Consider the following 18,467-nt stretch of genomic DNA (forward strand, 5'->3'; position numbering starts at 1 on the left):
ATGTCCGCGACCCCCACGCCAGCGCCCACAGCAGCGCTCGAAACGAACCTCGATACGCGCCTGCCTACCGGTGAGGCAGATGTCGCTGCGCTGGTTGCGCAGATCCGCACCTGGGGCGCTGAGCTCGGCTTCGATGCCATCCGCATCGCCAGCATCGACCTCTCGCACGCTGAAGAAGGGCTCCAGACGTGGCTTGCGCAGGGGTTTCACGGTGACATGGATTATATGGCGAACCATGGATTGCTCCGTGCACGTCCCGCCGAACTTGTTGCCGGAACGGTACGCGCCATCGTCGCGCGCATGCCGTATCTGCCACACGACACCCGTGGTCACACGGATCAGCCAGCCGCTGGCAGCGACTGGCGCACCGTCGAATGGGACCGCATGCGCCGCCCCGAAGACGCCACCATCTCGCTCTACGCGCGCGGCCGGGACTATCACAAGGTGCTGCGCCAGCGCCTGCAGAAGCTGGCCGAGAAGATTGCCGGCGCGGTCGGGCCCTATGGCTTTCGCGTGTTCACGGATTCGGCACCGGTGCTGGAAGTGGCGTTGGCCAGCAACGGCGGCCTGGGCTGGCGCGGCAAGCACACGCTGCTGCTCGATCGCGATGCCGGCTCGATGTTCTTCCTCGGCGAGATCCTGATCGACCTGCCGCTGCCGATCGACCCACCGGTCGAGCCCCACTGCGGCAACTGCACGCGCTGCATCGACGTCTGCCCCACGCAGGCGATCGTCGCCCCATACACGGTGGACGCCCGCCGCTGCATCTCGTATCTGACCATCGAGCACAAGGGCAGCATCCCCGTCGAGTTGCGCGAGGCGATGGGCAACCGCGTCTACGGCTGCGATGACTGCCAGCTCATCTGCCCGTGGAACAAGTTTGCGGTGCCGGCCAACCTGCCCGATTTTGACGTGCGCAATGGATTGGATGCGGCCACGCTGGTCGACCTGTTCGGCTGGACGGAAAGCGAATTCAACCAGCGCCTGGAAGGCAGCCCGATCCGGCGCATCGGCCATGAGCGCTGGCTGCGCAACATTGCGGTGGCGCTGGGCAATGCGCTGCGCGGGCCGTTGCCGGAGGCATCGCGTGCGCAATTGCGGGCCGCATTGCACGCGCGGGCTGATCACCCCTCCGAACTTGTGCGCGAGCACGTCGCCTGGGCACTAGCAGCCTGACGGCAATTCAAACTCCGGCACTTTAATTCCCCATTGGAATCAGGGGTGGGTATTGTTTTAAAAACAAGACAATTCACACCTAGCACAAATGGAAGAAACCATGGTTAACGCCAGATGAAGCCAGGCCTTATACCTGGCGGTACGCAAACGGTTGCGAATCAGGGCAGACACCAATGGTTTTGAAATAGAAATTTGCAAAAATAGAGCCTCACAAAAAACCGCGTGTTTTCGATGTTCTCCGCCCTGTGTTTCCTCCGCCGCGCATTGCGTTTTGAAGTGCGTGTCCGTGCATCCAATCGCATGTCCATGGTTCGACGTGCATGGCGCCACGGCATTGCAGGCACCGCACTGCTGGCCGCCTGCGCGCTGCCGGCCTGGGCGACGGTGGACATCGAGGGCGTGCACTTTGACGACGCTGCACGCCTGGCCGGCCGCGAGCTGCCGCTCAACGGCACGGGGCTGCGCTCGGTGTTCGTCATCAAGGGCTATGTGGCGGGCCTGTATCTGCCCGAGCGCGCCAAGAACGCGGCGCTGATCCTCGCCATGAAGGGGCCGAAGCGGCTGCAGATCCACCCGCTGCGCGATGTGGGGGCCGACACCTTCATCCGCGCACTGAATGACGGCATCCACCACAACCAGACCGAGATTCAACTGCAGCGGCTGTCCGATCGCCTGACGCAGCTGGAAGACGCCATGCGCCAGATCGGCTCCACCCGTCGTGGCGACACCATCAACTTCGACTACACGCCCGACGCGGGCACCACGGTCAGCATCAACGGTGTGGCGCGCGGCAAGCCCATCCCCGGCGAAGATTTCTACCAGGCCGTGCTCAGCATCTTCATCGGCAACAACCCGGTCGACCGGGATCTGAAAAGCGGGCTGCTCGGAAGCTGACGATTCCGCGCCGCGTTGCGTCGCCTAGCGACGTGCTAGATTCGCGGGATTGCTTTTCCACGCCGGACGCCGTCATGCCCTCCCCTTTCGATGCTGTACTCGCAGCGCCCTTCGGCAAGCTGGGCGTGCGTGTGGCCGACGGCACCCTGCGTGAACTCACCTACCTGCCGGAAAGCACGCCCACGGTCGACTCCAGCCATGCGTTGATCCGCAAACTGGCCCGCCAGCTCGACGCGTACTACAGCAACCCCAACGCCGCCTTCGATGTACCGCTCGCGCCTGCCGGCACAGACTTCCAGCGCCGCGTGTGGAACGCCATCAGCGCCGTCCCCTGCGGCAGCGTCATCACCTACGGCACCATCGCCAAGCAGATCGGCAGCGTGCCGCGCGCGGTGGGCCAGGCGTGCGGCGACAACTGGTTTCCGATCCTCATCCCGTGTCACCGCGTAGTGAGCGCCTCGGGCATCGGCGGGTTCTCGCACCACACGGATGGCTACCTGCTGAACATCAAGCACTGGCTGCTGCGCCATGAAGGCGTGATGCTGATATGAGAAAAGCTGCACCAAAAGACGCCGAAACCCCGGCCCTGCCCCCGCAGAGCGCCGACGCCATCCAGCGCTTTTGCGATGCGCTCTGGCTGGAAGACGGCCTCGCCCGCAACACGCTCGATGCATACCGGCGCGACCTGACGCTTTACGCGCACTGGCTGGCCGAGCGCAGCAAATCCATCGCCGAAACCGAAGACGGCGACCTTGCCGATTACTTTGCCGCGCGCCATGCCGAGAGCCGCGCCTCCACGGCCAACCGCCGCCGCACGGTGTTCAAGCGGTTCTTCGTATGGGCATTGCGCGAACATGTCGTGAGCACCGATCCGTCGCGCCTGCTGCCCACAGCCAAGCAACCGCCGCGCTATCCAAAAACGCTGTCCGAAGCACAGGTCGAGGCGCTCATCAATGCGCCCGATGTCGATACACCGCTCGGCTTGCGCGACCGCGCCATGATCGAGCTGATGTATGCGAGCGGCTTGCGCGTGTCAGAGATCGTCGCGTTGAAGACGGTGGAAGTGGGCCTGAACGAAGGCGTGGTGCGCGTGATCGGCGGCAAAGGCGGCAAGGACCGGTTGGTGCCGTTTGGCGCCGAGGCCGGCGACTGGCTGCGGCGCTATCTGCGTGATGGCCGCACGGCCTTGCTGGGCGAACGCACCGCCGATGCACTGTTCGTCACCGCCCGCGGCGAAGGCATGACGCGCCAGGCGTTCTGGTACCTGATCAAACGCTACGCGTTGCTCACCGACATTCACGCACCGCTCTCCCCACACACGCTGCGGCACGCGTTCGCCACGCACCTGCTCAACCACGGCGCGGATTTGCGCGTGGTGCAGATGCTGCTCGGCCACGCGGATATTTCCACCACGCAGATCTACACCCACGTCGCGCGCGAGCGGCTGCGCACGCTGCATGCGCAGCACCATCCGCGCGGATAGCGTTTTCCTTTCCCCATGAGCAAGTCCAAACACGTTTCCGAAACGCCCGCCACGCAGTTCCTCAAGGCACACGGCGTCGCCTTTACCGAACACACCTACGACTATGTCGACAAGGGCGGCACGACCGAATCGTCGCGCCAGCTGGGCGTGGACGAGCACGCCGTCATCAAGACGCTGGTCATGGAAGACGAGCACGCCAAGCCGCTGATCGTGCTGATGCACGGCGATTGCTCGGTCTCCACCAAGAACCTCGCGCGCCAGACCGGCCGCAAGAGCGTGCAGCCATGCAAGCCCGAGGTGGCGCAGCGGCACAGCGGCTACCTGGTCGGCGGCACCTCGCCGTTTGGCGTGCGCAAGGCGATGCCGGTGTACGTGGAAGCGAGCGTGCTGGAGCTGGAGCGCATCTATATCAACGGCGGGCGGCGCGGTTTTCTGGTAAGCATTGCGCCAGGCGTGCTGACCACGGTGCTGAACGCAGAGCCCGTCAATTGTGCAAACCCCGATTGAAACGAACGGAGCGGCTGGGGCACCCTACGCCCCGCGCTACAATCCCGCAGCCTGATTTCACAGAACAGCTATGTCCCCAGTCGTCGCAACCGTCCTTTTTGCCGTAGCCGCCTACCTGATCGGCTCGATCTCGTTTGCCGTGGTGGTCAGCCGCGTGATGGGCCTGGCTGATCCGCGCACCTACGGCTCGGGCAACCCGGGCGCCACCAACGTGCTGCGCTCGGGCAACAAGAAGGCCGCCATCCTCACGCTGCTGGGCGATGCGGCCAAGGGCTGGCTGGCGGTGTTGCTCGCGCTACTGTTGGCACCGCGCTTTGGCGTGGATGAGGTTGGCATCGCGCTGGTGGTCATCGCCGTGTTCCTCGGTCACCTGTATCCGGTGTTCCACCGCTTTGCCGGCGGCAAGGGCGTGGCCACGGCGGCGGGCATTCTGCTGGCGATCAACGTGTGGCTCGGCCTGGCAACGCTGGCCACGTGGCTCATCATCGCGGTGTTCTTCCGCTACTCATCGCTGGCGGCGCTGGTGTCGGCAGTGTTCGCGCCGTTCTTCTACGTGCTGATGAACGGCTTCGACTGGATCGCAGGTGCGGTTGCGCTGATGGCTGTGCTGCTGATCGCACGCCACCGCGCCAATATCGCCAAGCTGCTCGCCGGCAAGGAAAGCCGCATCGGCGAGAAAAAGAAAGCCGCCTAGTTCCGCAACTCGGCGCGCACCGAATGCGCGCGCCGATGTTCTCCTGGCGGCCGCCCCGTGTGCCGCCGGATCAACCGCCGGAAAGCGGACATATCCTGATAGCCGCACTGCTCGGCAATCGTTGTCAGGCTCAGCGTGCTGACTTCCAACAGGTGACACGCGCGCTCTACGCGCAGCCGGTGCAGCAATTGCAGCGGTGACGTCCCCACCGTTTTCGTGAAATGCCGCAGCAGCGTCCGCTCGCTGGTCGAGGCGGCGGCGGCAAGCTTCCCCAGATCGAACGGCTCATGCAGATGTTGCTGCAGATAGCGTCGCGCACGCAGCACGACGCTGTCGCGGATCGCCGGCTTGCTGCGCAGCCAGATGCCGATGGCCTCGCCGCGTGAGGGATGGTCGAGCGCCGTATTGCCCAGCGTGCGCGCCAGACGCGCGTCGGCCAGCCGCGCCACTACGCGGTGCATCAACGCCACGCCATGCTCCATCGCCCGCGCGGTAATGACATTGCCGCTGCTGACGATGGCCTGGGCCGGCACCACCTTCAACTGCGGGAAATTGCCCTGCACCCAACCGGCAATCAGCCACGTCACGGTCAGCCGCTGACCAGGCGCCAGTACGTCGGCCAACATCGCCACACCGGTAAAGGGCGACGCCACCAGTCGCCCCGCTTTCAGATAGCGGCGGATCGTGGCCCGCTCCACCTCCAGCAGCGCCAGGCGCTGCTCCATCGTGCCGATGTGGTCGAAATGCAGCGGCGGCACGATCAGCGCGTCGCCAAGCTCGGCATCGTCTTCCGGCAGCGCATCGCACCGGCAGGCGAGTGTCTGGGCCGCCGCCTGCCAGCGCCCCGGATCGCGCGCGACAAGCCGCCAGCCGAACACCGGCGTCTTGGCGGCATTGGCCCGCTTGCCAGCCTGCATGGACGCCAGCGCGTTGGCCACGCCAAGCGTGTCGGCAGCCGTTGCCAGTGCGGAAAAGCCGGCGTCAGGAAAGGTCAGCAGGTCGATATTGGGCATGCCGCAGTATAGGCATGCGCAGCAATCTACATGGCGGGATTAACCCCAACTCTGGCGGGAATACCTCTTTCAGATCAGACCCGTCCGATTGAGGATGCGACGGTGGCTGCGCACAGACGCGGCCCATCACAAAACAAAGATCAGGAGACAACGCACGATGCAGCAATTCATGCAGGGATTCGCGCTGCGCGGCACGCTCGCCATGGCCGCGCTTGCAGCGCTGGCCGGCTGCGCAAGCACCGACAGCGGCTGGGCTACACCTTCGGACACCGGCCTCTCGGCCGACATTAGCCGCACCGCCTTCGGCATTCCGCACATCCGCGCCAACGACTACGCCAGCCTCGGCTACGGCATGGCCTACGCCTATGCGCAAGACAACGTCTGCCTGCTGGCCGACCAGGTCGTCACCGTCAATGGCGAGCGCTCGAAGACCTTTGGGCCGGAAGGCACCGTCACCGTGTCGTTCAAGCCGATCCCGAACACGCAATCCGATGCCTTCTTCAAGGGCGCCTTTGACGAGGCCGGCCTGCGCGCGGGCTACGCACAGATGTCGCCCGAAGCACGCGAACTGCTGCGCGGCTACATCGCCGGCTACAACCGCTATCTGAAAGACACGCCCGCCGCCGACCGCCCCGCTGCGTGCCGCAACGCCGCCTGGGTGCGTCCGCTTACGCTGGCGGACATGATGCTGATGGGCGAGGAGAAGGCCATCCAGGCCAGCGCGGGCGCCATGCTGCAAAGCATTGTCGCTGCGCAGCCGCCGGGCGGTGCGCCTGTCTCTGGCGTAGCGATCCCACCGCTCGCCATCGACACCGCCGCGCTCGATCGCGATCTGCAACTGCGCGACATGCCGATCGGCTCCAACGGCTGGGCCTTCGGCAAGAGTGCCACCGACAACGGCCACGGCGTGCTGCTCGGCAACCCGCACTTCCCATGGACGACCACCAACCGCTTCTATCAGGTCCACCTGACCGTGCCCGGCAAGCTGGACGTGATGGGCGCATCGATTGCCGCCTTCCCCGTCGTCAGCATCGGCTTCAACAAGGATGTGGCGTGGACGCACACGGTGTCTACCGGCCGCCGCTTCACCGTGTTCGAGTTGAAGCTGGCCGAGGGCGACCCGACCACCTACCTGATCGACGGCACGCCACACAAGATGACCACGCGCACCGTGGCCTTTGATGTGAAGCTGCCCGACGGCCGCATCGAGCGCCGCACGCACACCTTCTACGACACCGTGTACGGCCCGGTCTTGTCGATGCCTGCCGGCGGCATGCCGTGGACCACGCAGAAGGCCTACACGCTGCGGGATGCCAACCGCAACAACACACGCTCGATCGACACATGGCTGCACATTGGGCAAGCCAAGGACGTGGCGGGTATCCGCCAGGCGATCGGCAACCTCGGCATCCCCTGGGTCAACACCATTGCCACCGACCGCAGCGGCCGCGCGCTGTTTGCCGATGTGTCGACCACGCCGGATGTGTCAGCTGAATCGCTCAAGCGCTGCGCCCCGTCGCCGCTGGCTGACAAGCTGTTCAAGGGCGTTGGCCTGGTGCTGCTCGACGGCTCACGCAGCACGTGCAACTGGCAGGTCGATCCGGCATCGCCCGTGCCAGGCCTGGTGGCGCCCGCACGCATGCCGGTGCTGGAACGCGACGACTACGTTGCCAACAGCAACGACAGTTCGTGGCTCACCAACCCGGCGCAGAAGATGACGGGCTACTCGCCAGTCATGGGGTCGATCGACGTGCCGCAGCGCCTGCGCACCCGTATCGGCATCATCGAGATCGAGCGCCGCTTGAATGGCACCGATGGGTTGCCCGGCAACAAGGTCAATCTGCCGAACCTGCAGGCGATGATCTTCCGCGATGCCAACCTCGCCGGCCACCTCGTGCGCGACGATCTGCTGGCCGCGTGCAAAGCCGGTAGTGGCAACCTCGATGCTGATGTGCGTGACGGCTGTGCTGCCCTCGCGCAGTGGAACCTGAACAGCAACGTCGACGCCCACGCCGCCCATCTGTTCCGCGAGTTCTGGATGCGCGCCAAGGACATCCCGCATGTCTACGCGGTCGACTTCAACCCGGCTGACCCGGTCCACACGCCGCGCAACCTGCGCATGAGCGACATAACCGTGCGTACGGCCGTGTTCAAGGCACTGAAGGATGCTGTGGGCGCGGTGCGCACCGCCGGCTTTGCGCTGGATGCCCCGCTGGGCACCGTGCAGGCAGCGCACGCGCCGGGCGGCGACATCGCCCTGCACGGCGGTGAGGAGTACGAAGGCGTGCTGAACAAGCTGCAAAGCACGCCGATCGGGCCGAAGGGGCTGCAGGTGTATTTCGGCACCAGCTACATCCAGACCGTCACGTTTGACGACCAGGGCCCGGTGGCCGATGCGCTGCTCACCTATGGCGAATCGAGCGATCCGGCCTCGCCGCGTGCGTTTGACCAGATGCGTGAGTTCTCGGCCAAACGCTGGAATCGGCTGCCGTTCTCGGAGGCGGCCATTGCTGCCGACCCGGCGCTGAAGGTGACGAAGCTGTCGCAGTAAATCCGCATCAATTCATCACCGCAAATGCAAACGCCCCGCTCGTGCGGGGCGTTTTGCTTGAACAGCCAACCAGCCGATCAGTCGCGGAAGTTGTTGAAATCCAGCGGCGTGTCGCTCACGTCCTTGCGCAGCATGGCGATCACGCTTTGCAGGTCATCGCGCTTGGCGCCGGTCACGCGCACCGCATCGCCCTGGATGCTGGCCTGGACCTTGATCTTGCTGTCCTTGATCGTCTTGACGATCTTCTTGGCCAGATCGCCCGACACGCCCTTCTTGATCTTGACGACCTGCTTCATCTTGTCGCCGCCGATCTTCTGCTTGTCCTGGTAGTCCAGGAAGCGCACGTCGACGTTGCGCTTGGCGAGCTTGTTCATCAGCACGTCGTTGACTTGGCCGATCTTGAAATCGTCATCGGCAAACAGCGTCAGCTCCTGCTCCTTGTGCTAGACGCGCGAGTCCGAGCCCTTGAAGTCGAATCGCGTCGAAATCTCTTTGTTGGCCTGTTCCACGGCGTTCTTCACTTCCACCATGTTGGCTTCGCATACCACGTCAAACGACGGCATCGTGTTCTCCTTGCAGACTTGAATCGGGTTGCTGCGGCGCGCCCTGCATGTCCCATCCGGGGTGCCGCGTGCGCCATGGCTTTTATAATCTCGGCTTTCCCAGCAGATTTGGCGCCATGGCGTTGCTCGACACGCATTATCCCCTAGGCCGGCACAACACGTTTCGTTTTGAGGCCACCGCCCGCTATGCCGCGCACGTGCGCACGCCGGAGGACATCCCCGCCGCACTCGCCGACCCGCGCGTGCAGGGCCTGCCCGTGCTGGTGCTGGGTGGCGGCAGCAACGTCGTGCTCACGCGTGACTTTGATGGCCTGGTGCTGCTGATGGAGATTCCGGGCGTCACCACCGGCCGGGCGACGGTCAATGGCCGCGAAGTTCACACCGTCACCGCAGGCGGCGGTGAAGCGTGGCACGGCCTGGTCGCGCACACCGTCGCCCATGGCTTGCCTGGGCTGGAAAATCTCGCGCTGATCCCAGGGACGGTGGGCGCCGCGCCGATCCAGAACATCGGCGCATACGGCGTCGAGATCAAAGACCGCTTCCATTCCCTGCGCGCCTACGACCGCCACGCCAGCGAGTTCGTCACACTAGACGCCGCAGACTGCGCCTTTGGCTACCGCGACAGCCTGTTCAAGCGCGCCGGCGCCGATCGCTACGTCATCACCGAAGTGACGTTCGCCCTGCCCGTCGACTGGCAGCCCGACACGCACTACGCAGAACTCGCACGTGAACTGGCCGCGCAGAACATCGCCAACCCCACGGCGCAGAACATCTTCGACGCGGTAGTCGCCATCCGCCGCCGCAAGCTGCCCGACCCGGCCGAGATCGGCAACGCAGGCAGCTTCTTCAAGAATCCCATCGTCGATGCCGCCACGCGTGATGCGCTGGCCGAGCGCTTCCCGAACCTCGTGGGTTATGTGCAGCCGGACGGCACCTACAAGCTGGCCGCCGGCTGGTTGATCGACCAGTGCGGCTTCAAGGGCCGCCAGAGCGGCGCGGTGGGCGTCTATGAAAAGCAGGCACTGGTGCTGGTGCACCGGGGCGGCGGCAGCGCCGTGCAATTGATGACGCTGGCGCGCGAAATCCAGGATGCGGTCCATGCGCGCTTTGGCGTGCGCATCGAACCGGAACCCGTCGTCATCTGATCGCTTAAATCTCCTGGCCGCGCAGGTATTCCTTCTGGATGTCGACGGTGCCCTGCTTGCCGACATCGTCGAAATGCTTGCGCAGCCACGCCTTGCCCTCGTGCCGGCCGCGCTCCTTGAGCATGGTCAGGAAGCTCCAGTCCGTCACCAGCTTGGTCGACGATGACAGATCGCCCAGCGGCTTGTCGGCGCGGATGGCGTGCAGGTAGATGTATTTCAGACGATCGCGGTATTCGGGCTTGAGCCAATCCTCCGCAATCAGCTTCTGCACGAAGGCGATGGCGCGCATCTCGCGCAGCAGCGATGCGTTGAAGGTGATTTCGTTCAGGCGCTCCATCACTTCGTGCGGCTGGTCGGGCACCTCCTTGCGCACGATCGGATTCACGTGCACGAGCAGGATGTCCTGCGTCTTGGTCTCGTAGAAGAACGGAAACAGTACCGGGTTGCCCATGTAGCCGCCGTCCCAGAGTGGTGGCGGTGAATCTCGATGGCTGGGTACAGGTACGGCAGACAGGCCGAGGCGAGGACGACCTCGGTATCGATCTCGGGCGTGTTGAAGACGCGCACGTTGCCCGTGTTGACGTCGGTGGCCGCCAGAAACAGTTTGGTGTCGGGGCAGGCACGCAGGCGCTCGAAATCAACATGGGTGGCAAGCAGGTCGCGCAGCGGGTTGTAGTGCGTGCCCTGGGCCGTGGCGCTGATCCAGCTGTCCCACATGCGCATCCAGTCGGCCACGGGCCAGCTATCGGGAAACAGCGGCTTGCCGGAGAACATCGTCTTGGCGTTCTCGCCCATCGCAGAGAGCGGCGAACCGGCCGTCGACACCGCCAGCCAGAACGCATGCAGCTTCTCGCGCGCCCGCTCAGGTTCTCCTTCGAGCAGGCCGTCGAGCATCACCACCGCATTCATCGAACCCGCGCTGGTGCCGGTAATGCCCTCGTACGACAGGCGCCCATCTTCGAGCAGTGCGTCCAGCACACCCCACGTGAACGCGCCGTGCGCACCGCCGCCCTGGAGCGCGAGGTTGATGTGCTTGCCGTCCGGCTTTCCCATGCTTTTTCCTCCAGATTCAGGCGCCCCCGTGGCGCTGGCCGGATCATGCCCTAAAATGGCGGATTCGACCCTAGACCAGCGCTTTTGCGTTCCGCCTTTTTCACTCCATGACCACCGAAACCTTTGACGGCGTCCGCCTGACCACCAAGGCCAATGTGTACTTTGACGGAAAGTGCGTCAGCCACAGCTTTACCCTGCCCGACGGCACCAAGAAGTCCGTGGGCGTGGTGCTGCCGGCCACGCTGACGTTCGGCACGGCTGCGGCCGAGATCATGGAATGCGTGGGCGGTTCGTGCGAATACAAGCTCGACGGCACCGACGAATGGAAAACCTCCTCCGCCGGTGAAAGCTTCCACGTCCCGGCCAACTCGAAGTTCGACATCCGCGTGACCGACGCGTACCACTACATCTGCCACTACGCCTAAGCGCGAGCAGCGATCATCTGAAGAGAAAGAGTATGGAAACCATCCTGCAACACGTTCCCGTCGGCCAGAAGGTCGGCATTGCCTTCTCCGGCGGTCTCGACACCAGCGCTGCGCTGCGCTGGATGAAGAACAAGGGCGCGCTGCCCTATGCCTACACCGCCAATCTCGGCCAGCCGGACGAAGAAGACTACGATGCCATCCCGCGCAAGGCGATGGAGTACGGCGCAGAGAAGGCCCGCCTGATCGACTGCCGCCCGCAGCTGGCCAATGAAGGCATTGCCGCCATCCAGGCAGGCGCCTTCCACATCAGCACCGGCGGCATCACCTACTTCAACACCACGCCGCTGGGCCGCGCCGTGACCGGCACCATGCTGGTCGCCGCCATGAAGGAAGACGACGTCAACATCTGGGGCGACGGCTCGACCTTCAAGGGCAACGACATCGAGCGCTTCTACCGCTACGGCCTGCTGACCAACCCGGCGCTGAAGATCTACAAGCCGTGGCTGGACCAGACCTTCATCGACGAACTGGGCGGCCGCGCTGAAATGTCCGCCTTCATGACGAAGGAAGGCTTCGGCTACAAGATGTCGGCCGAAAAGGCCTACTCGACCGACAGCAACATGCTGGGCGCCACGCACGAGGCCAAGGACCTGGAGCACCTGAACAGCGGCATCCGCATCGTCAACCCGATCATGGGCGTGGCGTTCTGGAAGCCGGAAGTCGAGGTGAAGGCCGAGGAAGTGTCGGTCACGTTTGACGAAGGCCGCCCGGTCGCCGTCAACGGCAAGGAAATCGCTGATCCGGTCGAGATGTTCCTGGAGCTGAACCGCATCGGCGGCCGCCACGGCCTGGGCATGAGCGATCAGATCGAAAACCGCATCATCGAAGCCAAGAGCCGCGGCATCTACGAAGCCCCGGGCATGGCGCTGCTGCACATCGCCTACGAGCGCCTGGTCACCGGCATCCACAACGAAGACACCATCGAGCAGTACCGCATCAACGGCCTGCGCCTAGGCCGTCTGCTGTACCAGGGCCGCTGGTTCGACCCGCAAGCCATCATGCTGCGCGAGACCGCCCAGCGCTGGGTGGCCCGCGCCGTCACCGGCACCGTGACGCTGGAACTGCGCCGCGGCAACGACTACTCGATCCTGAACACCGAGTCGGCCAACCTGACGTACGCGCCGGAACGCCTGTCGATGGAGAAGGTGGAAGACGCACCGTTCAGCCCGGCAGACCGCATTGGCCAACTGACCATGCGCAACCTGGACCTGATGGACACGCGCGACAAGCTGGCCATCTACTCCAAGGTGGGTCTGCTGTCGCTGGGCACCAGCAACGCACTGCCCCAGCTGGACGGCGGCAAGAAGTAACCGCCCGTCACCTCAAAACGAAAAGGCCGCTTCGACGTCAATCGGAGCGGCCTTTTTCTATGGCTTCAGGCTTCAGCTCAGTAGCGGCTTAGTAGCGCCCGCAGAGCAGGTATTCCATCAGCGCCTTCTGCACGTGCAGGCGGTTTTCCGCCTCGTCCCACACCACGCTCTGCTTGCCATCGATGACGGCCGCTTCGACTTCCTCGCCGCGGTGCGCGGGCAGGCAGTGCATGAACAATGCATCGGGTTGGGCACGCTGCATCATCGCCTCGGTGACCATCCAGTCGCCGAACGCCTTCTTGCGCGCTTCGTTCTCGGCCTCGTAACCCATGCTGGTCCACACATCGGTGGTCACTAGGTGGGCACCGTCGCAAGCTTCCAACGGGCTCTCGAACACGTGCACGAACGGGCGGCTGGAGTTAGCCACCATGGCCGGATCCAGCTGATAGCCCTTCGGTGCGGAGAAATGGAAGCGGAAGCCCAGAATCTCAGCCGCCTGAATCCACGTGTAGGCCATGTTGTTGGCGTCGCCCACCCAGGTGACGGTCTTGCCCTTGATCGGGCCACGCTGCTCGATGAAGGTGAAGATGTCGGCCAGCACCTGGCACGGGTGGTATTCGTTGGTCAGCCCGTTGATGACCGGCACGCGCGAATGCGCGGCAAAGCGCTCGATGATCTCCTGCCCGAAGGTGCGGATCATGATGATGTCGGTCATGCGGGAGATGACCTGCGCCGCGTCTTCGATCGGCTCACCGCGCCCCAGTTGGGAATCGCGCGTGTTGAGGAAGACCGCGTGGCCGCCGAGCTGGTGGATGCCGGCTTCGAACGACAGGCGCGTACGCGTGGAATTCTTCTCGAAGATCATGGCCAGCGTGCGATCGTGCAGCGGGTGCCACGTCTCGTAGTTCTTGAACTTGGCCTTGAGGATCTTGGAACGGTCCAGCAGGTATTCGTACTCTTCCAGCGAAAAGTCCTTGAACTGCAGGTAGTGCTTGATCGAGCTTGGTGGGTTCATAAAACAACGAAGGCAGCCCGCAGATGACGCACCGGAAAGATCCCGTGGCACGCCGCCCTAGCCGCCTTGTCTGGTGAAGATTCAACTCATCATACGGGATCGCCGCCAGTTTGGCGAGTTTCCGCCGGGCCGCTCGCGGTACCATAAAGGCGCGGGTGAAAGGCCGATGAAAGTCTTATATAAGATATAATACTGGCTGCCTCGGATGCCTCGATCGTCCGCAAACCGGCACGACAAGCCGGTTCGTCTGGTTCATGAATCGGCAACCGAGCAAGCGCATCATCCGCACCACAAGTGCACCCCGTTCGAACGTTGCGGCACCCGCGCGGTCGAAGTCGTTTGCAAATCTCCACAAGCCCCACGCAGTCCATGGCAGCCTACCCTCGCCAATTCTTTATCCAGGGCGTCACCCGTGACGGAAAGACCTTCCGCCCGAGCGACTGGGCCGATCGGCTGTGCGGCGTGATGGCGCAGTTCCGCCCCGCCGGTGACACTGGGGACCCCCGCCTGACCTACTCCCCTTTCGTGCGCCCCGTCATGTCGGGCGGCATCAAGAGCGTCTTCGTCGACGAGCGCCTGCGCGAGATCGAGCCCAAAGCGCTCGACTTTGTGCTGAACTTCGCGCACGACAACAACCTGCAGTTGGTCGAAGCCTGCATCCTGCCTGACGAGGGCACGCCGGTCTGACGCATCGCCGGCACCACTGCGTGCCGGGCGCTCTTTCTGGCGCACCAAAGCAAAAAGCCTGTCCGAAGACAGGCTCTTTTATTACCGGTACTGCTGGCGCGCAACGCAACTGCCGTCACGCCATGCCGGCTAGGCCGGCATCACCCGAACTTAGGCGGCAGCCATTGCCTTGATGGCAGCGGACAGACGCGACTTGGCACGCGCAGCCTTGTTCTTGTGGACGATCTTCTTGTCAGCGATGCTGTCGATCGTGCTTTGAGCGGTCTTGAATGCAGCAGCTGCAGCTGCCTTGTCGCCACCAGCCACGGCCTTGCGGACGGTCTTGATAGCGGTGCGCAGACGCGAGCGCAGTGCCGAGTTGTGAGCGTTTTGAACGACGGCTTGGCGTGCGCGCTTGCGTGCTTGTGCGGTGTTTGCCATGGAAAATTCCCTGAAGAAACGGTAGCAAGCGCCCCGGGAGACACGGAAGGCCGAAGCGCGCAAATTGGTGAAAGACGGCAATTATACGCAGACTTCCCCATCCAATGCAAACCGTGTTGTGAAATCGCCCGAATGACAGCAGATTGCGGCTTTTGCGGCACTTTTGAGCGCATGGCGAGGCGGTCCCTATAATACGGCCGCAATTGCGCCCTTCCGTCACGCCAGGTGCGAACCCCACATGGCGCAGCCGGTCAGACCGCCATCGCCGTGTTTGCCTCCCGGACGGCGCCCAACCACGCATTCATCTTGAATCTCCTCAAAACCCTCGCCACGATCAGCGGCCTGACGATGCTCTCTCGCATCACCGGGCTCATCCGCGAAACGCTGATCGCCCGTGCCTTTGGCGCCTCGGTCTACACCGACGCCTTCAACGTCGCCTTCCGCATCCCCAACCTGCTGCGCCGGCTTTCTGCTGAAGGCGCGTTCTCGCAGGCCTTCGTGCCGATTCTGGGCGAGTTCAAGAACCGCCAAGGCGAGCACGAGACGCGCGCGCTGGTCGACTCCGTGGCGACGGTAATGACGTGGTTCCTGGTGATCATCTCGGCGCTGGGCGTGATCGGCGCGCCGTTGATCGTCACCGCCGTGGCGACGGGCTTCAAGGAACACGAGAGCCAGGCCTATATCTCGGCGATCTTCATGACGCGGGTGATGTTTCCGTACATCGGCCTGGTGTCGCTGGTGGCGCTGGCCTCGGGCATCCTGAATACGTGGCGGCAGTTTGCCGTGCCCGCCTTCACACCGGTCCTGCTGAACCTGTCGTTCATCGTGGCGGCGGTGTTCGTGGCGCCGTTTCTTGAGACGCCCATCTATGCGCAGGCCTATGCGGTGATGGTAGGCGGCATCCTGCAGTTGGCGATCCAGGTTCCGTCGTTGCGCAAAGTGGGGATGTTGCCGCGCGTGTCGTTCAACGTGCGGGCGGCGTGGCACCACCCGGGCGTGCGGCGTGTGCTCAAGCAGATGCTGCCGGCCACGCTGTCGGTGTCGGTGGCGCAGATCAGCCTCATCATCAATACGAACATCGCCTCGCGCCTGCCGGCGGGCAGCGTGTCGTGGCTGAACTATGCCGACCGGCTGATGGAATTTCCGACCGCACTGTTGGGCGTGGCGCTGGGGACGATCCTGCTGCCGAGCCTGTCGAAGGCCAGCGCAGAAGACCACCGCGAAGAGTATTCCTCCTTGCTCGACTGGGGCCTGCGGCTGACGGTGCTGCTGGCGCTGCCGTCGGCGGTAGGGTTGTTCGTCTTCGGGGCGCCGCTCACGGCCACGCTGTTCCACTACGGCAAGTTCACGGGCATGGACGTTGAGATGACGCGCCAGGCGCTGACGTCGTACGGCGTGGGGTTGGTCGGCCTGATCGTCATCAAGATCCTGGCGCCGGGCTTCTATGCGCGGCAGGACATCCGCACGCCGGTGAAGATCGCGCTGGTGGTGCTGGTGGTGACGCAGCTCTCCAACTATGTCTTTGTGCCGGTGTTCGGCCACGCCGGGCTGGCGCTGTCCATCAGCTTTGGTGCGACCATCAATGCGGCGCTGCTGTTCTTCGGGCTGCGCCGCCGCGGCTACTACCACCCGCTGCCGGGCTGGGGGCTGTTCCTGGCGCAGGTGACGTCGGCCGTGCTGCTGCTGGCCGGCCTGCTGCTCTGGCTTGCGCACAATTTTGATTGGGTGGGATTGGGCAGCAAGCCGCTCGTGCGCATCGCCTTGCTGGGGGCAAGCCTGGTCCTGTGCGCGGTGGTGTATTTCGGTACACTGTGGCTAACCGGTTTGAAGTTCTCCACGTTCAGAAAGAAGGCGATCTGATGACCACCAAAGTCCTCGATTATTTTTCGGCCCTGGTCGCGGACGACGACAGCATTCCCCTCACCGAAACCGCCCTGTCCATCGCACAGGACGCGTATCCGGATCTGGACCTGCAGGCGGAGCTGGCAGCCATCGACGTGCTGGTCGCGCGGATCAAGAACCGCGTGGCTGACGGCACGCCGGCCATCCAGCGCCTGCGCTTGCTCAATCAGTTCTTCTATCGCGAGCTGGGCTTCGGTCCCAATGCCAACGATTACTACGACCCCGAGAACTCGTACCTGAACGCTGTGCTGCAAAGCCGGCGCGGCATCCCGATCTCATTGGCGGTGCTGCTGATGGAGATCGGCCAGCAGATCGGCCTGCCGCTCAAAGGCGTGTCCTTTCCGAACCACTTTCTGGTGCGCATGAGCATTCCGGCGGGCGAGGTCGTGCTCGATCCACTGACGGGGCAAACGCTGTCGAAGGAAGAATTGCAGGACATGCTCGACCCGTACCTGGAAAAGGAAGGCATCGAAGACCCGAACTCGGTGCCGCTCGGGGTGTTCCTGCAGGTGGCAACGCACCGCGAGATCATCGCGCGCCTGCTGCGCAACCTGAAGGCGATCTATCTGCAGGAATCGCGCTGGCAGCGGCTGCTGGCAGTGCAGCAGCGGCTGGTGATCCTGCTGCCCGACTCCATTGAGGAGGTGCGCGACCGGGGGCTGGCCTACGCCAACCTGGAATGCTTCCGGCCCGCACTGGAAGACCTGGAAGCCTACGTGGACGCCCGACCCGACGCGGCCGATACGGCCAAGCTCAAGGAGCGCATGCCAACGCTGCGCGCCATGAGCAAGAACCTGAACTGACGCTTATTTCTGTGCCACAGCGCCGCGACGGCGCTTGAGCAGCTTCCATACGCCGCCGAGTGCCAGCGGCACAATCGCCGCGCCCAGGCCGATCAGCACGATCGTGTTCAGGTGCTCGCGGACGATGGGCACGTTGCCGAACAGGTCACCCGCCAGCACCAGCAGACCGACCCACAGCACGGCGCCGATCATGTTGAAGAGCTGGAACTTGGCAAACGTCATCTTCGACACACCGGCCACGAACGGCGCGAACGTACGCACCACCGGAATGAAGCGCGCCATCACCAGCGTCTTGCCGCCGTGGCGCTCGTAGAAACCGTGCGTCTTCATCAGCGCTTCGTGATCGAGGAAGCGGATGTGACCGTCAAATACCTTGGGGCCGATCCACGAGCCGACGAAGTAGTTGACGGTATTGCCTGTCGTGGCGGCAATCACCAGCAGCACGATCAGCAGCCAGGTATCCATCTGGCCGGTCGCGCACATGGCGCCGGCAATAAAGAGCAGCGTATCGCCGGGCAGGAAGGGCAGCACCACGAGGCCGGTTTCGGCAAACACAATGGCGAACAGCAGCACATACACCCACGCGCCGTACTGCTGAATCAGCAGGCCCAGCGATTTGTCGACATGCAGCACGATGTCGACCAGTTGCATCACGATATCCAAACCATCCCCCTAAGCGAGCGGGGAATGATACCGGATGCGACTTAGATTTCCCCTAGCCCTTGGTGGGGGCATCGCAGGCCTGCGTCGGTGCGCCACACAGGGT

17 protein-coding genes and 2 pseudogenes are annotated in these 18,467 nt (G+C 63.9%); 13 read left to right on the forward strand and 6 right to left on the reverse strand.

Annotated elements, in window-relative coordinates; translation table 11 throughout:
* The 6 genes from queG to plsY all read left to right on the forward strand — a co-directional run bounded on the left by queG (position 1) and on the right by plsY (position 4,754).
* Complete coding sequence (gene queG / locus F7R11_RS15135) at positions 1-1,176, forward strand: tRNA epoxyqueuosine(34) reductase QueG (protein ID WP_064804813.1); 1,176 nt, start codon at positions 1-3, stop codon at positions 1,174-1,176.
* A 231-nt stretch (positions 1,177-1,407) separates the two neighbouring features.
* Positions 1,408-2,070 carry a chalcone isomerase family protein gene (locus F7R11_RS15140; protein WP_064804815.1) on the forward strand — a complete coding sequence of 221 codons (663 nt, stop codon included), beginning with the start codon at positions 1,408-1,410 and terminating at the stop codon, positions 2,068-2,070.
* 74 nt (positions 2,071-2,144) lie between these two features.
* On the forward strand, positions 2,145-2,621 hold the full coding sequence (locus F7R11_RS15145) for a methylated-DNA--[protein]-cysteine S-methyltransferase (RefSeq protein WP_064804817.1): 477 nt from the start codon (positions 2,145-2,147) through the stop codon (positions 2,619-2,621).
* Positions 2,618-3,553 carry a site-specific tyrosine recombinase XerD gene (gene xerD, locus F7R11_RS15150; RefSeq protein WP_064804819.1) on the forward strand — a complete coding sequence of 312 codons (936 nt, stop codon included), beginning with the start codon at positions 2,618-2,620 and terminating at the stop codon, positions 3,551-3,553. The genes F7R11_RS15145 and xerD overlap by 4 nt, the downstream gene beginning before the upstream one ends.
* Positions 3,554-3,568: 15 nt before the next feature.
* Positions 3,569-4,060, forward strand: a complete 492-nt coding sequence (ybaK, locus tag F7R11_RS15155) for a Cys-tRNA(Pro) deacylase (RefSeq protein ID WP_064804821.1) — start codon at positions 3,569-3,571, stop codon at positions 4,058-4,060.
* A gap of 70 nt (positions 4,061-4,130) precedes the next feature.
* Complete coding sequence (gene plsY, locus F7R11_RS15160; RefSeq protein ID WP_064804823.1) at positions 4,131-4,754, forward strand: glycerol-3-phosphate 1-O-acyltransferase PlsY; 624 nt, start codon at positions 4,131-4,133, stop codon at positions 4,752-4,754.
* Here the strand turns inward: plsY and F7R11_RS15165 are convergent.
* A complete protein-coding gene (locus F7R11_RS15165; protein ID WP_064804825.1) occupies positions 4,751-5,767 on the reverse strand; it encodes a GlxA family transcriptional regulator in 1,017 nt (338 codons plus the stop codon). The genes plsY and F7R11_RS15165 overlap by 4 nt on opposite strands.
* 157 nt (positions 5,768-5,924) lie before the next feature.
* Between F7R11_RS15165 and F7R11_RS15170 the strand changes: the two genes are divergently transcribed.
* The gene (locus F7R11_RS15170; protein WP_064804828.1) at positions 5,925-8,318 is read left to right on the forward strand and encodes an acylase; all 2,394 of its coding nucleotides are present in this window, start codon (positions 5,925-5,927) and stop codon (positions 8,316-8,318) included.
* A 77-nt stretch (positions 8,319-8,395) separates the two neighbouring features.
* On the opposite strand, the pseudogene F7R11_RS15175 reads toward F7R11_RS15170, so the two are convergent.
* A pseudogene (locus F7R11_RS15175) lies at positions 8,396-8,881 on the reverse strand (YajQ family cyclic di-GMP-binding protein).
* A gap of 116 nt (positions 8,882-8,997) precedes the next feature.
* Between F7R11_RS15175 and murB the strand changes: the two are divergent.
* A complete protein-coding gene (murB, locus tag F7R11_RS15180; protein ID WP_064804830.1) occupies positions 8,998-10,026 on the forward strand; it encodes a UDP-N-acetylmuramate dehydrogenase in 1,029 nt (342 codons plus the stop codon).
* A gap of 4 nt (positions 10,027-10,030) precedes the next feature.
* On the opposite strand, the pseudogene F7R11_RS15185 reads toward murB, so the two are convergent.
* A pseudogene (locus tag F7R11_RS15185) lies at positions 10,031-11,079 on the reverse strand (patatin-like phospholipase family protein).
* Positions 11,080-11,186: 107 nt separating this feature from the next.
* Here F7R11_RS15185 and ppnP point away from each other — a divergent pair.
* On the forward strand, positions 11,187-11,504 hold the full coding sequence (gene ppnP / locus F7R11_RS15190; protein ID WP_021195854.1) for a pyrimidine/purine nucleoside phosphorylase: 318 nt from the start codon (positions 11,187-11,189) through the stop codon (positions 11,502-11,504).
* 32 nt (positions 11,505-11,536) lie between these two features.
* A complete protein-coding gene (argG, locus tag F7R11_RS15195; protein WP_064804832.1) occupies positions 11,537-12,874 on the forward strand; it encodes an argininosuccinate synthase in 1,338 nt (445 codons plus the stop codon).
* 88 nt (positions 12,875-12,962) lie between these two features.
* On the opposite strand, the gene argF is transcribed toward argG, so the two are convergent.
* Positions 12,963-13,889, reverse strand: coding sequence for an ornithine carbamoyltransferase (gene argF, locus F7R11_RS15200; protein WP_064804834.1), 927 nt, complete (start codon positions 13,887-13,889; stop codon positions 12,963-12,965).
* A gap of 369 nt (positions 13,890-14,258) precedes the next feature.
* On the opposite strand from argF, the gene F7R11_RS15205 reads away from it, so the two are divergent.
* A complete protein-coding gene (locus F7R11_RS15205; protein ID WP_021195857.1) occupies positions 14,259-14,576 on the forward strand; it encodes a DUF3579 domain-containing protein in 318 nt (105 codons plus the stop codon).
* Positions 14,577-14,726: 150 nt separating this feature from the next.
* Here F7R11_RS15205 and rpsT read toward each other — a convergent pair whose 3' ends face one another.
* The gene (gene rpsT / locus F7R11_RS15210; RefSeq protein ID WP_021195858.1) at positions 14,727-14,996 is read right to left on the reverse strand and encodes a 30S ribosomal protein S20; all 270 of its coding nucleotides are present in this window, start codon (positions 14,994-14,996) and stop codon (positions 14,727-14,729) included.
* A gap of 306 nt (positions 14,997-15,302) precedes the next feature.
* On the opposite strand from rpsT, the gene murJ reads away from it, so the two are divergent.
* Together murJ and F7R11_RS15220 are read left to right on the forward strand one after the other, a co-directional pair.
* On the forward strand, positions 15,303-16,856 hold the full coding sequence (gene murJ, locus F7R11_RS15215) for a murein biosynthesis integral membrane protein MurJ (protein WP_031329667.1): 1,554 nt from the start codon (positions 15,303-15,305) through the stop codon (positions 16,854-16,856).
* On the forward strand, positions 16,856-17,701 hold the full coding sequence (locus F7R11_RS15220; RefSeq protein ID WP_021195860.1) for a SirB1 family protein: 846 nt from the start codon (positions 16,856-16,858) through the stop codon (positions 17,699-17,701). The genes murJ and F7R11_RS15220 overlap by 1 nt, the downstream gene beginning before the upstream one ends.
* Before the next feature lie 3 nt (positions 17,702-17,704).
* On the opposite strand, the gene F7R11_RS15225 is transcribed toward F7R11_RS15220, so the two are convergent.
* The gene (locus F7R11_RS15225; RefSeq protein ID WP_021195861.1) at positions 17,705-18,352 is read right to left on the reverse strand and encodes a VTT domain-containing protein; all 648 of its coding nucleotides are present in this window, start codon (positions 18,350-18,352) and stop codon (positions 17,705-17,707) included.
* Positions 18,353-18,467 lie beyond the last annotated feature (115 nt).

Origin of the sequence: Ralstonia insidiosa, from assembly GCF_008801405.1 — a bacterium.
Lineage (GTDB): Bacteria > Pseudomonadota > Gammaproteobacteria > Burkholderiales > Burkholderiaceae > Ralstonia > Ralstonia insidiosa.

Excerpts from the sequence above, each read along its gene's own strand:
- queG (WP_064804813.1), top strand. The coding sequence starts at position 1 with ATGTCCGCGACCCCCACGCCAGCGCCCACAGCAGCGCTCGAAACGAAC.
- F7R11_RS15140 (WP_064804815.1), top strand. The coding sequence starts at position 1,408 with ATGTTCTCCGCCCTGTGTTTCCTCCGCCGCGCATTGCGTTTTGAAGTG.
- F7R11_RS15145 (WP_064804817.1), top strand. The coding sequence starts at position 2,145 with ATGCCCTCCCCTTTCGATGCTGTACTCGCAGCGCCCTTCGGCAAGCTG.
- xerD (WP_064804819.1), top strand. The coding sequence starts at position 2,618 with ATGAGAAAAGCTGCACCAAAAGACGCCGAAACCCCGGCCCTGCCCCCG.
- ybaK (WP_064804821.1), top strand. The coding sequence starts at position 3,569 with ATGAGCAAGTCCAAACACGTTTCCGAAACGCCCGCCACGCAGTTCCTC.
- plsY (WP_064804823.1), top strand. The coding sequence starts at position 4,131 with ATGTCCCCAGTCGTCGCAACCGTCCTTTTTGCCGTAGCCGCCTACCTG.
- F7R11_RS15165 (WP_064804825.1), bottom strand. The coding sequence starts at position 5,767 with ATGCCCAATATCGACCTGCTGACCTTTCCTGACGCCGGCTTTTCCGCA.
- F7R11_RS15170 (WP_064804828.1), top strand. The coding sequence starts at position 5,925 with ATGCAGCAATTCATGCAGGGATTCGCGCTGCGCGGCACGCTCGCCATG.
- murB (WP_064804830.1), top strand. The coding sequence starts at position 8,998 with ATGGCGTTGCTCGACACGCATTATCCCCTAGGCCGGCACAACACGTTT.
- ppnP (WP_021195854.1), top strand. The coding sequence starts at position 11,187 with ATGACCACCGAAACCTTTGACGGCGTCCGCCTGACCACCAAGGCCAAT.
- argG (WP_064804832.1), top strand. The coding sequence starts at position 11,537 with ATGGAAACCATCCTGCAACACGTTCCCGTCGGCCAGAAGGTCGGCATT.
- argF (WP_064804834.1), bottom strand. The coding sequence starts at position 13,889 with ATGAACCCACCAAGCTCGATCAAGCACTACCTGCAGTTCAAGGACTTT.
- F7R11_RS15205 (WP_021195857.1), top strand. The coding sequence starts at position 14,259 with ATGGCAGCCTACCCTCGCCAATTCTTTATCCAGGGCGTCACCCGTGAC.
- rpsT (WP_021195858.1), bottom strand. The coding sequence starts at position 14,996 with ATGGCAAACACCGCACAAGCACGCAAGCGCGCACGCCAAGCCGTCGTT.
- F7R11_RS15220 (WP_021195860.1), top strand. The coding sequence starts at position 16,856 with ATGACCACCAAAGTCCTCGATTATTTTTCGGCCCTGGTCGCGGACGAC.
- F7R11_RS15225 (WP_021195861.1), bottom strand. The coding sequence starts at position 18,352 with ATGCAACTGGTCGACATCGTGCTGCATGTCGACAAATCGCTGGGCCTG.